11 protein-coding genes are annotated in these 12766 nt (G+C 44.7%); all 11 read left to right on the top strand.

Annotated features, from left to right (window positions below; all coding sequences use genetic code 11):
* Nucleotides 1-20: 20 nt before the first annotated feature.
* Nucleotides 21-1145 (top strand): acyl-CoA dehydrogenase family protein, encoded by a 1125-nt coding sequence (locus KCX82_RS19940; RefSeq protein ID WP_227020234.1) that lies wholly within the window; start codon nt 21-23, stop codon nt 1143-1145.
* Nucleotides 1146-1176: 31 nt separating this feature from the next.
* Nucleotides 1177-2061, top strand: coding sequence for an FAD binding domain-containing protein (locus tag KCX82_RS19935; protein WP_227020233.1), 885 nt, complete (start codon nt 1177-1179; stop codon nt 2059-2061).
* A 3-nt stretch (nt 2062-2064) separates the two neighbouring features.
* Nucleotides 2065-2556 carry a (2Fe-2S)-binding protein gene (locus KCX82_RS19930; protein WP_227020232.1) on the top strand — a complete coding sequence of 164 codons (492 nt, stop codon included), beginning with the start codon at nt 2065-2067 and terminating at the stop codon, nt 2554-2556.
* A complete protein-coding gene (locus KCX82_RS19925; RefSeq protein WP_227020231.1) occupies nt 2557-4896 on the top strand; it encodes a xanthine dehydrogenase family protein molybdopterin-binding subunit in 2340 nt (779 codons plus the stop codon).
* Between the two features lie 140 nt (nt 4897-5036).
* Nucleotides 5037-5441 (top strand): YopX family protein, encoded by a 405-nt coding sequence (locus tag KCX82_RS19920; RefSeq protein WP_227020230.1) that lies wholly within the window; start codon nt 5037-5039, stop codon nt 5439-5441.
* Nucleotides 5442-5456: 15 nt separating this feature from the next.
* The gene (locus KCX82_RS19915; RefSeq protein ID WP_227020229.1) at nt 5457-6002 is read left to right on the top strand and encodes a hypothetical protein; all 546 of its coding nucleotides are present in this window, start codon (nt 5457-5459) and stop codon (nt 6000-6002) included.
* Nucleotides 5983-6174, top strand: a complete 192-nt coding sequence (locus tag KCX82_RS19910) for a hypothetical protein (protein WP_227020228.1) — start codon at nt 5983-5985, stop codon at nt 6172-6174. Before KCX82_RS19915 ends, KCX82_RS19910 begins: the two co-directional genes overlap by 20 nt.
* Nucleotides 6175-6257: 83 nt before the next feature.
* Complete coding sequence (locus tag KCX82_RS19905; RefSeq protein WP_227020227.1) at nt 6258-7505, top strand: L-lactate MFS transporter; 1248 nt, start codon at nt 6258-6260, stop codon at nt 7503-7505.
* A gap of 30 nt (nt 7506-7535) precedes the next feature.
* A complete protein-coding gene (locus KCX82_RS19900; protein WP_227020226.1) occupies nt 7536-9476 on the top strand; it encodes an AMP-binding protein in 1941 nt (646 codons plus the stop codon).
* A 136-nt stretch (nt 9477-9612) separates the two neighbouring features.
* The gene (locus KCX82_RS19895; RefSeq protein ID WP_227020225.1) at nt 9613-11196 is read left to right on the top strand and encodes an acyl CoA:acetate/3-ketoacid CoA transferase; all 1584 of its coding nucleotides are present in this window, start codon (nt 9613-9615) and stop codon (nt 11194-11196) included.
* Nucleotides 11197-11349: 153 nt separating this feature from the next.
* Complete coding sequence (locus KCX82_RS19890) at nt 11350-12111, top strand: electron transfer flavoprotein subunit beta/FixA family protein (protein ID WP_227020224.1); 762 nt, start codon at nt 11350-11352, stop codon at nt 12109-12111.
* Nucleotides 12112-12766 lie beyond the last annotated feature (655 nt).

Raw genomic sequence — 12766 nt, 5'->3', positions numbered from 1 at the left:
TGGTTAGGAGGATGTGAAAGATGAACTTTGAATTGACAAAAGAACAGCAAATGATAAAAAAAAGTGCGTCTGACTTTGCAAAATCAAAATTGGAACCGATTGCTTACGATGATGACAGAAGTGGGGCATACCCTGATTCCGCCGTGTCGGAGATGGCAAAAAATGATTTTCTAGGCATGCGGATCTCTTCGGAATGGAATGGAGTAGGTGCGGATTTTACAAGTATGGTTTTGATGGCAGAAGCTTTTGGAAAAGCCAATGCTGCAGCTGCTGCCATTGCCATTACGCATAATGTTATGGCTGCGGATCCGATTCAGAAATATGGTACGCAGGATCAAAAAAGCAGATATCTTCCCTTGCTGCAAAGCGGACAAAAACTAGGCGGATTTGCTGTTGCAGAACCCGGAGCAGCTCTGGCATCAGGACCCGATAAGGTTACGGCAAAAAAGGAAGGAGACAGCTATGTCCTAACAGGAAAAAAGACCTTTGTCTATAATGGCGGAGTTGCAGATCTTTATCTGGTAATTGCCCAGACAAAAGAAGAAGCAGGACAGAAAGGAATTTCCGTTTTCCTGGTAGATGGGGCACAAGTAAAGACCGTCAATAAGATCGATAAATTAGGGTTAAGAGCATTCCCCACTGCTGAACTGGAATTTGATCACGCAAAGGCGGAGCTTCTGGGAAAAGAAGAGGATGGACCTGAAATTACAGCAGATATACAGGCAAAAGCAGATATTGCATTTGCAGCGATGGCTGCAGGAATCGGTGATGCCATGCTGGAAGACTCTGCCATGCACTGCAAAACCAGAATTCAATTTGGCGCTCCCATTGGCAGACTCCAGGCTGTACAGTGGCTTTTGGCAGAAATCGCATCCCAGGTACATCTGCTTAGATTGATGGCCTATCAAGGAGCTGCTTGCGCAGATACCGGCGGAAACTATGTGGAAGAGGCCGCCTATGTCAAGATGCACGCCATGAAGGCAGGGGTTGACGCCGGAATGAATGCAGTACAGATCCATGGCGGTATGGGTTACAGCAGAGAAGGGAAAATTGAGCGTTATTTCCGTGACATCAGAGGAGCTTTTCTGATAGAAAATGCTGTCGACTATCCGCAAAGAACCATAGCAGGCTCGTTATTAAAGTAATCATTTCTAAATTTAAAGGAGGTGGCTTGATTTGAATATTTTAAATCAATTCGATTATTATGCGCCAAAAACGAAAAAGGAAGCAATGGAGCTGGTAAAAAGCCTGGGCGACAAGGCAAAAGTACTGGCAGGAGGTACTGACCTGATCATCATGATGAAGGAAAAGATGATCAAACCGGAAGCAATTATTGATATCAGTGAACTTTCCGAACTGAAAGGAATTGTTTGCGAAGGCGGGAAAGGTGCCCGCATCGGTGCCTGCACCACCATATCGGAAATTGAGTTTTCAAAGGAACTGGCGGCAAAATACGGTGCGCTTACCTATGCTGCCGGGGAACTTGGATCCAATCAGGTCAGAGTTATGGCCACCATCGGCGGCAACTGCTGTCACTCATCTCCGGCCGCAGAAACTCCCACTTCTCTCTCGGCGCTGGGTGCATCGGTAGTACTGGGAAGCCTGGAGGGGGAAAGAGAGCTTCCTATTGAAGAATTTATTTTAGGCAATCGAAAGAACGCGCTGGAACTCGGGGAAATCCTGGTTGAGTTCATACTTCCGGAGCCTGAGAAAAAATCTGCTTGCCGTTATGGATATATCGGGCTGAGAGATGCCATGGAAATTGATGCTGTAAACATGGCGGTGAATCTTGTTTTGGAGCAGGATGGGGAAACCATTAAAGACGTAAAGCTGGTGATGGGCTCCGTTTCACCGAGACCCTTGATTTCGGAGAAGACTCCTGCTTTGCTGAAAGGCAGGAAATTAACGGAAGAACTGATCCTTCAAGTAGGAGAAGCAGCTCAGAACGAGGCAAAGCCTATTTCTGATGTCAGAGCTTCTGCAGAATACAGAAGAGATGTAGTTGGAGCATTGGCCAGAAGATTGGTAAAAGAAGCCTATGAAGCGGCAAAGGAGGCGTAAAGGATGAACAAGCAATTAATTTCATTGGATATCAATGATCAGATTTATCAGGTGGCAGTCACTCCCATGGATCTGCTTGTAGATGTCATCAGAAAAGAGATCGGTTTAACCGGTACGAAAAAAGGCTGCGGACAGGGAGACTGCGGTGCCTGTACCGTTCTGATCGACGGAAAGCCTCAGCTGGGCTGCCTCAAACTGGCCATTGCCTGCCAAGGTAAAAAAATTACGACCATTGAGGGTATCGCAAATCCTGAAACCGGAGAATTGCACCCATTACAGAAATCATTCCTGGATCATGGTGCAGTGCAGTGCGGATTCTGTACTCCCGGTATGATTTTATCTTCTAAAGCGTTGGTTGACACCAATCCGACTCCGACAAAGGACGAAATTAAGCGCGCCCTGGCGGGGAATACGTGCCGCTGTACGGGATATATCCTGATCTTTGAGGCAGTGGAGGCCTATGTAAAGGCTTTGGCAGAAGGCGAGGTGAAATAAATGGGAAAGATGTATGAAGTATCAAACAAATATCATGAATACAAGGACTATACGAGAGAATTTACCGAAGTCGGAAGAAGCATTCCGCGTCTTGACGGTGCAGCAAAGGTCACAGGAAAGGTTCAGTATACGGATGACCTTGTACTGCCCAGAATGACCTATGGCAAAATCCTTCGAAGTCCCCATGCCCATGCGGTAATTAAAAGTATCGATTATAGTGAAGCATTGAAGTTGGATGGGGTTTTGGGAGTCATCACCGGTGAGGACTGCCCCATTGCTTATGGAATCGTTCCTCATAATGCCAATGAACATGCTTTGGCAGTTGGAAAGGTGAGAAACTGGGGGGAAGGCATTGCGGCTGTCGCAGCAGTGGATGAAGTAACGGCGGAAAAGGCTTTGGAGCTGATTAAGGTAGAATATGAGATTCTGGAAGCCGTCACTGATCCCAGAGAGGCTCTGAAGAGGGACGATCTTCGAATCCATGAAAACTGTCCCAACAACATTGCCCATGAAGGCGTTCAGGTATATGGAGATCCGGAAAAGGCCCTGTCAGAATCCGATTTTGTTCTGGAGCAGGAATACTATTCCTCCTATGTAAACCATGCCTTTGTAGAACCGCAATCAGCCATTGCAGATTTTGATAATAATACGGGAACTCTTCATCTTTATGCAACCTGTCAGGTTCCGCATTATACACATCAACAGCTATCCAAAGTTTTGGAGCTGCCAATGAATAAAATCAGAATAACCGTTCCACTCATCGGCGGAGGATTCGGAGGAAAGGGAGTCGCATCACAAGCTGATTTCTGCTCAGCCATATTATCCAGAAAGATCGGCAGACCTGTCAAGATTACATACGAACGCAGTGAAATCTTTGCAACCAATAACGCAAGGCATCCCTGCTACATGAAATTTAAAATGGGCTTTGACAAAGAAGGCAGAATTACGGCAGTCGATTTCAACAACATTATGGATGGCGGAGCTTATGCAGGCTGGGGTATCGTAGTACTTTTCTATACGGCTTCCATGGTGCATATTCCCTACATGGTACCAAATGTGAGATTTGAAGGCAAGAGGGTGTATACCAATAAGCCTACCTGCGGTGCTCATCGAGGACTGGGCGGCGTACAGCCAAGGTTTGCCATGGAACAAATGCTGGATGAAGCTGCGGCCCACTTTGGCATGAGCCCTTATGAAATTAGAAAACTAAACGCTGCTGAATCCGGATATACTGCGAAAAGCATGATGTATATTCCTCATACGGAGTATAAAAAGTGTCTGGATAAGGTGGTTGAAAGATCCGGATATCTGGAAAAACATGGAAAGCTTCCTTATGGAAAAGGTATTGGATTATCGGGAGGATATTATATCTCAGGTACCTCCTATACCTTGTATCTCTCCTATAAACCCCATACTGTTGCTACCATTAAGATCGATGAGGAAAATGGCGCCACCGTATTCTGCGGAGCTACGGATATCGGTCAGGGTGTAGATACGGTTATGGCTCAAATGGCCGCAGAAACCCTTGGCATCAAGACGGAGGATGTGAAAGTGGTGCCCAGAGACACTCAAATTTCAACCTTTGATCTTGGAACCTTTGCAAGCCGTCTTACCTTTGCCACTGGTTGGGCTATCAGAAATGCTGCAGAAAAGGTCAATGCGGAGCTTTTCCCTGTTGCTGCTTCCATGATGAAGTGCAGAGGAGAAGAAGTGGCTGTAAAGGACGGCATGTTCTACTCTATCTACGAAAAAAGCAAGAAAAGCGTTCCATGGTCTGATGTGGTTACCATGTATATTGAATCTAACGGACCTCTTACCTGTACCGGACAGTTCACGCCTCCGAGAAGGAAGGGGATCCAGCAGGGAGGAAATATCGGCCATTCTCCAACCTTTGGTTTCAGTGCCCAGATCGCAGAAGTGGATGTTGATACGGAAACTGGTAAAGTCAAGGTTACAAAGATTACGGAAGCGGGAGATTGCGGTCAGCCGATCAATCCTATGAGTGTAGAGGGGCAGGTTCACGGATCCATACAGATGGGGATGGGCCAGGCGTTATATGAGGAGATGAAGATCGCACCGGATGGAAGATTTCTCAATCCTTCTCTGCATGATTACAAACTGCCCACTTCTATGGATATGCCGGAAATCGATGCGACCATAGTGGAATCCTTCGACCCGTCGGCTCCCTATGGAGGAAAGGAGTCGGGAGAAGGCCCAATCCAGCCTACGGCTCCAGCTATCTTTAATGCAGTTTATGATGCTATCGGGGTCAGATTTACTGAAATGCCTTTGACACCGGAAAAGGTACTGAACGCAATCAAGGCAAGTAAAGAGAAATAGAAAGCATCAAACGATTGATCATCAGGGTTCAAGAGGAATGCACCTTTTGAATACTGAGAATGGCGGCAGCGGTTTTTTTAAGACTTCCGCTGCCGCTGTTAAAAAAAGAATGCTGCTTGGAAGAAAGAAGGAGAGACAGAATGCGGGAAATAAAATTTAGAGCCTGGGACCCAGAAGCAAAAAAAATGTATTCGCCGGAAGCTCTGGAACAACCAGAGATAGAGGAGTCTGCAAACAAAACCATCTATTCCTATTTATCTTATGGTGTGCTTTGTATTTATGATTTCCGTGGGAAAGAACCGTTGGAATTTGTGCCTCTGCAATTTACAGGGTGGTATGACAGAAATAAAAATGAAATTTATGAGGGGGATATCGTTCAATGGGAAGAATCTCTGCATCAGATCATTTGGAGCGACGAAATTTCGGCATTTGTCATACTTTCCTGGGATGGCATGGTGTCTATGGGCGGCGAATTTTTAACGGATACCATCGAAGTAGTAGGCAACATCTATGAAGATCCCGGCCTTTTTCAATATCGTTCCTAGAAGGAGGAAAAAGAGATGCTGTTCAAAAATCGAGAGAAATTGATGGAGGAGTTGAAGGGCAGAAATGTAGATTTCTATCTGGAAGACGATATGTTCGAAGTAGAGGGTATGGCCCGGTACGAAGATGGCAGGATCATCATTCAGGTATTGGATGCGGTTGGTCATATGATGGAGCTGGCCGGAGATTTTCTGGAACTTATGATGCAAAATCGAAAACTTCTGGCCCGAAGAACGGATACGGGAAAAGTTTTCGAAATGGAAATCAATCGTATTTATGACCTGGTGGAAATGCCTTCTCCCAAGGAGTTTCTAAACAAAAAGGCATTGGGTGCAGATCAGTTCTTTCATAAGCCTACAGATACGCTGATCTGGTTTGACGATGAAATGAAGCAGTGGACTATCGAGAAAAACAAAATCAATATGTATTTCTGCGGAGAACGTACTGCCTATGAATCTTTGGAACAGTTGTTTCAAAGCAACGAGGAGTATATGAACGGAAAGTGGCAGGCCGTTTTTTTCAACTCTGAAGTGGAGGAAGTCTATGGGCAAAATTATTGTTGAAACCAATTATCGCAGGTTTGAACCTGTAGGTCAGAATGAAATGTGTGCCGATTGCCCATCCAGCTGCAAAACCTCCTGTGCCAGATTATTATCGGAGAAAAAAAAACTTGATATCAAAGAGGATTTTAAAGATTTCAAAGTAGTCTTTCAGAAACCGGAGCAGGAAATCTAGCGAAGGGAGCAAGGGTTAGAAAGAAGAGACAATTTATATCCGTTATTGTTAAAAAATAAACAATGAAAGCTGAGGGAAATAACATGGATCTTAAGAAAAAAAGATGGTTCATTCTTGGTGCCAGCCTGATAATCAATCTGTGTATCGGTTCGGGATATGCTTGGAGCGTTTTCGCCGGACCCTTGATCAAAACCTTCGGATGGACTGCGGCGGCTACCGCTCTAACCTTTACCATTGCCAATGCGGTAAGCCCGATTACGATGATTACGGGCGGGAAAATTCAGGATAAGTACGGCCCTAAATGGGTGATATTCGCAGGGGGTATTTTATTCGGCGGCGGTATCTTCCTGTCAGGCCTTACTACCTCTCTAGCCTGGCTCTATGTCAGCTATGGAATCATCGCCGGTTTTGGCATGGGCTTGGTCTACAGCTGTACCATTGCCAATACCGTTAAATTTTTTCCGGATAAAAGGGGTCTGGTAGGGGGATTGGCCACAGCCGGATACGGTTCCGGGGCCATCATCTTCGCCCCCGTTGCACAGCAGATTATTGCCAGCTCAGGGGTGCTGTTTACCTTTAAGACCTTAGGAATTATCTATCTGATCATCATCCTGGCCGGATCCCAATTCATTATCACTGCACCGGCGGGATATAAACCTGAGGGCTGGGAACCTCCTGCAATCACCGCTTCTTCCGCCAACACCGGAAAAGATAAGACCTGGTCTCAAATGCTTGCAGATCCTCTATTCTATCTGTTGGTTATCATGTTTATCATTGGTGCTATGGCAGGTTTGATGATTATAAGTCAGGCTTCACCCATTGCCCAGGAGGTTATCGGCGTCGAGCCTGCGTTGGCAGCTTTGGCGGTCAGCTGTGTAGCCATTGCAAATACCACAGGAAGAGTAGTCTGGGGGTGGGTTTCAGATAAAATTGGAAGATATAATGCTTTGCCTGTCATGTATATTCTGTCCGGTCTCATGATGTTCGCGCTGTCTACGGTGGGTGCCGGTGATTTTGGCAAGTTTGTTCCCATTGTTATGGCTATCGGCTTCTGCTTCGGGGGATTTATGGGAGTTTTCCCTGCATTGACTGCAGACAGCTTCGGTGCCAAAAATAATGGAGTGAATTATGGATTTATGTTTACCGGTTTTGCAATCGGCGGCTATGTGGGTCCGGTAATGGCGGCAACCGTAAAGGCTGCCAATAACGGAGACTATACCAATGCTTTTCTGATCGCCGCAGCACTGAGTCTCGTGGGAATCCTGCTCACCTTCATCGTTCGGGAAATGAGAAAAAAAGCCGTTCGGAAAGCTTCTTCGGAGGAGGCGTAGATCAACCATTAAAAAGAAGGGAAGGCTGTTATGAGGAAGATCATAGATCACAGCAGAAAAATAGAGATAACCGTAAATTCCGTAGACAGCATACCCTGCAGTCTCGTGGGAAAGAAAATGATTTTTTCGGCAGATGGTTTCCTGGAATCGGAAGCATGGAAGCTTCCCTGGCCCATGCCGTGGATTGAGACAGTTTTCAGAACCTTTGCCATGGAAAACATAGGGGTCTCACAACAAAAAAGTGCCAGATTATTTAATCCCGACGAACCCGACCAGTATTTGGAGATTTCCGCTCACAGTTATATTGATTTAACCGTCGGAAAGCTTGCTGATTTTACCGCGGACCGCTTTCCCGGGAGAGAAGCACTGGTCAGCAGTACAGGCAGCAGGAGATACCTTTATAGAGAGCTGAAGGAAATGACAGATGACCTTGCAAAAGGACTTCTTTCCATTGGGGTTGATAAGGGAGACAAGGTCGGCGTCTGGGCCGTGAATTCTCCGGAATTCGTTGTAGCGCAGATAGGAATCAGCAAAGCAGGCGGAATGATGGTTCCCTTTAATGCCTATGAAAAGGAAAGAAGGATGGAGGAAATTTTAAGACTCTCCGATACCCGGACCCTCATCTTGCAGGTAGGAACAAAAGCTGCGGAAAATATGGAAATTCTCTATCGAATCTGTCCGGAATTATGGGATGCCATTCCAGGTAATTTGAAGTCGCCGAAACTGCCTATGCTGAAAAACGTCATCGTAATCAGTGACGAGGAGTACCCCGGTACTTTGCGATGGACCGATCTTATGGAATCCGGAAGGGTAGTCAAGGAAGAAATGCTTCATAAACGGGAACAGCAGCTTTCCTTTCAGGATGTAGTACATATAATCTATACTTCCGGTACTACGGGAGTTCCCAAAGGCGTCATGCTGAGCCATGAAAACATCATGGAAAATGCCGTAGCCATGGCAGAACGGATGCGGCTGACAGAAAAGGATATCATGTGTGTTCAGGCTCCCATGTTCCATTGCTTCGGCTGTGTAGCCTGTACTCTCACCGCATTGATTTCAGGATGCTCTATGGTTATGGTGGATAAATTCAAACCGGAAATTACCCTGTCCTTAATCGAAAGAGAAAAATGCACTGCAGTTTCCGGTGTCCCTACGATGTTTCTTGGATTTATCAATGAAATCAGCAAAAACAGCTATGATATTTCCTCTATGCGTACCGGCATCATCGCAGGGTCATCCTGTGCTCCCGGCATCATGAAGCAGATTAAAGAAAAGCTGGGCATCAAGGAGCTGATCGTATCCTACGGGCTTACGGAGGCGTCTCCTTGTGTTACTTCTGTTTTGGGGGATGACCCCGATGAACTGAAGGAAACCAGTGTAGGCAAACCCATTCCCGGAGTGGATATCAAAATTATGGATCTAAGAACGAAAGAAGAATTACCGCCCGGGAATCCGGGGGAAATATGGGTGAAGGGTTATAACATCATGCAGGGCTATTATCGCATGAAGGAAGAAACGGAAAAGACAGTGGATGCCAAGGGATGGCTCCGCACAGGTGACATCGGGTATGTTCTGCCAAACGGCTATTTGTGCATTCAGGATCGATGCAAGGATATCATTATTCGAAGCGGAGAAAATATCAGCCCAAAGGAAATTGAGGATTTTCTCTGCAGCCACGAACTGATTGAACAGGCCGGTGTTGTTGGAATCCCGGATGATTTATACGGAGAAGAAGTAGCTGCCTTTCTAAAAGTGAAGGAAGGACATTTCCTGACGGACCAGGAAGTAAAGGCTTTTTGCAAAGGAAAGATTTCAACGAACAAAACCCCTAAATGGATCTTCTTCATCGATTCCTTTCCTTTGTCGGATTCAGGTAAGTGTTTGAAAGCCACTCTTCGTAAATTAGCAGCAGCACAAAAGGAAAAGTTGACTCTTTGTACAGATGCTGAAAACAAAAATAGAAGCAGCTGATCAAATCCCAAAATTAAAATTTATTGAATGAATATCCACTGAACAAATAAAAAAATCCAGCCGCTGTGTGGCTTTGACGGTATTTTTTATTTGTTCAGGTGCAAGGTTTTATTTTAAAATAAGAAGGAGAAAAGATATGGCAAAAGTAATCACCGTAAAAGAAGCCGCGGAGCTCTTTCAGGATCATATGACTGTGGGAACGGCAGTATTCGGCCTGGCAGGATGGCCGGAAGAAATTGCGTTTGCTGTGGAACGGAGGTTTCTGGAAACAGGCCATCCGAACAATATCACCCATGTTCATGCAGCAGGAGCTGGAGATTGGGTAGGCAGAGGAGAAGAAGTATGGGCCCATGACGGTCTGATGACTCGGTTCATAGGCTCCCATGCCGGATCCTCGCCGGGACTCTTTAAAAAGATCAGTGAAAATAAAATAATGGCCTGGAATTTGCCGTTAGGTACCATGCTGCAGGTTTTTCACGAATCGGGAAGAAAAGCACCGGGAATCCTTTCCAAAACAGGTTTGGGAACTTTTATCGACCCCAGATATGACGGCGGCAAGCTGAATCCGCTTACAAAGGAAAAAGGTGAAGATCTGGTGGAATACGTACCGGATTTCTTTGGAGAAGAGTACCTGTTTTATAAAGCCTGGCCCCTTGACATTGGACTGATGAGAGGTACCACAGCAGATGAAAACGGAAATATAACCTGCGAAAAAGAAGCCTTGAACCTGGAAATGCTTTCGGTTGCTCAGGCTGCTAAAGCAAACGGGGGTATTGTCATCGCTCAGGTTGAAACCCTTGCAAAGGCAGGTTCCTTAAATCCAAAGCTGGTAAAGGTACCGGGCATTTACGTTGACTATATCGTCATCGCGGAAAATCCAGAAAATATCATGCAAACCCAAGGAACCAAATTTAACCGTTCCTTCTGCGGACAGGTAAGAGTTCCCCTGGGAAGCAGCATGGCACCCCTTCCGTTGGATGAGAAGAAAATTATGGTAAGAAGGGCAGCTATGGAAGTCAAACCCGGTTTCAAAGCAAATTGCGGAATCGGGACTCCTACCTATATGGGAAATGTTATGGCAGAGGAAGGCTGTGACCATATGATTACCATGATCTCGGAATCCGGGAGTATTGGCGGGATTCCCGGAGGAGGCAGGGACTTTGGCGCTCACTGGAATATTGAGGCATCCTGCGACCAGGGAGATCATTTCAGCTTCTTTGACGGAGGCGGGTTGGACCTTGGCGTCTTCGGACTCAGCGAGGTGGATAAGGACGGAAACGTAAATACCAGTCTTCTCAACGGAAAAATTATGGGAGTCGGAGGATTTGCAAACATTGCGGCTACGGCGAAATATGCCGTGTTCGTGGGAACCTTTACGGCGGGAGGCATTGAGTGCAAGGTTGAAGACGGAAAGATGATCATTGTAACGGAAGGCAAATTTAAGAAGTTTGTAGATCAGTGCCCGCAGCTTACGTTTAATGCGGAGCAGTCATTGAAAAGAGGTAACCATATTCTCTTTATTACGGAACGGTGTGTCATAGAAAGAACCTTGGAAGGTATGGTTCTTAAGGAAATCGCTCCAGGTATTGATCTAAAGACCCAGATTCTTGATCAAATGGGATTTGAGCCGATCATTCCTGAAGGAGGCCCTAAGTTGATGGATCCTGCCATATTCCAGCCACAATGGGGGAAATTGAAGAATCTGATGGAAATGAAATAGCTGCTGAATAAAACTTGTATATAAGAAGAAAGCCGGGAAGGGAAGTTTTCCGGCTTTCTTAATAAAAGTAAAAAGGAAAGCCTGACCTTTTTTAATAAAAGCTAAAATAAAAGTCTAAGAGCTTTCTTAATAAGTAGAAAAAGGACGTAACCGATGAGAATCATTGTTTTGCTAAAAGATCTGTGTTATGATGACGGGAATGCACTGGAAATGGCCCTTCAGTGCAAAGAGAGGGCAGAACCCTCCTGTGATATTGAGATTATAACGCTGTCAATGGGGGCCAGTGAAAAAGAGGCGATGCTGACCGAATCTCTGGCTTTAGGAGCAGACCAGGCGTACCTCTTATGGGACAATGAGCCGGAAAGTCACGATGATCATCTCACGGCCCGCTGTCTGGCTGCCGCTATCCGGAAGCTAGGCCGATATGATTTGATACTTTCAGGATATCAAAGCGTCAAGGGCAGAATCGAAGTGCTGGGGCCAATGGTAGCTGAATTTCTGGGAATACCACATACTTCCTATATAAAGGAGTTTCAACTGGAACATAACAACGTAGAGTCAGTTTCCAATGTAGGTCAATGGGATATCGTTTTGTCATGTCCGCTTCCCAGTATGCTTGTAATAAGCAGAAAAAAATTTATATTAAGAGGGATGACACTGAAAAATATTAAAAGTTTACATACAAAAAACATCATGATCTGGCCTTTTAAAGACTTGAATCATGATATTGCAGAACAATGGACAGAGAAAACAGAAATCCTATCCGTTTTCGAACCTGTGAAATGCAGAAAAAAAATAATATTTGAGCCTGTAGATTGCAGAAAGCACATAATCAAGGAAGGGGCGGCCGAAAGCGGTACCGAATCAGAATCCTTCCGTCACATTGTTAATGACATAAAATCCTTTATTTTGTAAATGTCTGTATTATTTTCAATGAGCCAATCCAATGCTTCCCACCTTCGTGGAAGATGTTATTACCGATTTGGTAATTTTGCCTCTTAAAATAGAAAATTTAATTGGAAATAAATAACAAGTAAGTCCTGGTTCAGTGCAAAAATCAGGATGTTTTATTGTAAAATTGATAAATCATTATCAATTAAAACTGTCGCGGAAAACGGTTCGTCGATGAAAAGATTCTGCGAAAAAAACAGGAAACCTTGCAATTTCAAAAAGATAAGATTTCAGGTATAAAATAAGATAATCTGTAAGAAATTATGGAAAGAACATGTAAGACAAACGGAAGACAAAGGCAGAGTTGTTGAAAAAAAATCCAGCAGAATAAGGAGGGCGTAAAAGTCTGAAAATTCAATGTATTTAGTCAAATATACAAAGGAGGCAGACGTCAAAAGTATACAAAATACACCTGTCATTTTGTAGAAATTTTATTTGACTAATTATTAACAATAAGTTAAAGTGTTATTTGTAGGATAAGATAAGTTGATAAGATTATTGTCATTAATCATTACAAAATAGGAGGAAAATGAAAAATGGATTTTAAATTAACGAAAACACATTTACTTCAGCAGGAATTATTCCGTCGATTTGCGGAAACTGAAATAAAACCCATTGC

This window comes from Sinanaerobacter chloroacetimidivorans, from assembly GCF_018128545.1.
Lineage (GTDB): Bacteria > Bacillota > Clostridia > Peptostreptococcales > Anaerovoracaceae > Sinanaerobacter > Sinanaerobacter chloroacetimidivorans.
Note: the sequence above shows the minus strand (reverse complement) of the source record. Positions and strands in the feature narration are given on the sequence as shown.

Coding starts and splice junctions, on each gene's coding strand:
- KCX82_RS19940 (WP_227020234.1), top strand. CDS start 21: ATGAACTTTGAATTGACAAAAGAACAGCAAATGATAAAAAAAAGTGCG.
- KCX82_RS19930 (WP_227020232.1), top strand. CDS start 2,065: ATGAACAAGCAATTAATTTCATTGGATATCAATGATCAGATTTATCAG.
- KCX82_RS19925 (WP_227020231.1), top strand. CDS start 2,557: ATGGGAAAGATGTATGAAGTATCAAACAAATATCATGAATACAAGGAC.
- KCX82_RS19920 (WP_227020230.1), top strand. CDS start 5,037: ATGCGGGAAATAAAATTTAGAGCCTGGGACCCAGAAGCAAAAAAAATG.
- KCX82_RS19915 (WP_227020229.1), top strand. CDS start 5,457: ATGCTGTTCAAAAATCGAGAGAAATTGATGGAGGAGTTGAAGGGCAGA.
- KCX82_RS19910 (WP_227020228.1), top strand. CDS start 5,983: ATGGGCAAAATTATTGTTGAAACCAATTATCGCAGGTTTGAACCTGTA.
- KCX82_RS19905 (WP_227020227.1), top strand. CDS start 6,258: ATGGATCTTAAGAAAAAAAGATGGTTCATTCTTGGTGCCAGCCTGATA.
- KCX82_RS19900 (WP_227020226.1), top strand. CDS start 7,536: ATGAGGAAGATCATAGATCACAGCAGAAAAATAGAGATAACCGTAAAT.
- KCX82_RS19895 (WP_227020225.1), top strand. CDS start 9,613: ATGGCAAAAGTAATCACCGTAAAAGAAGCCGCGGAGCTCTTTCAGGAT.
- KCX82_RS19890 (WP_227020224.1), top strand. CDS start 11,350: ATGAGAATCATTGTTTTGCTAAAAGATCTGTGTTATGATGACGGGAAT.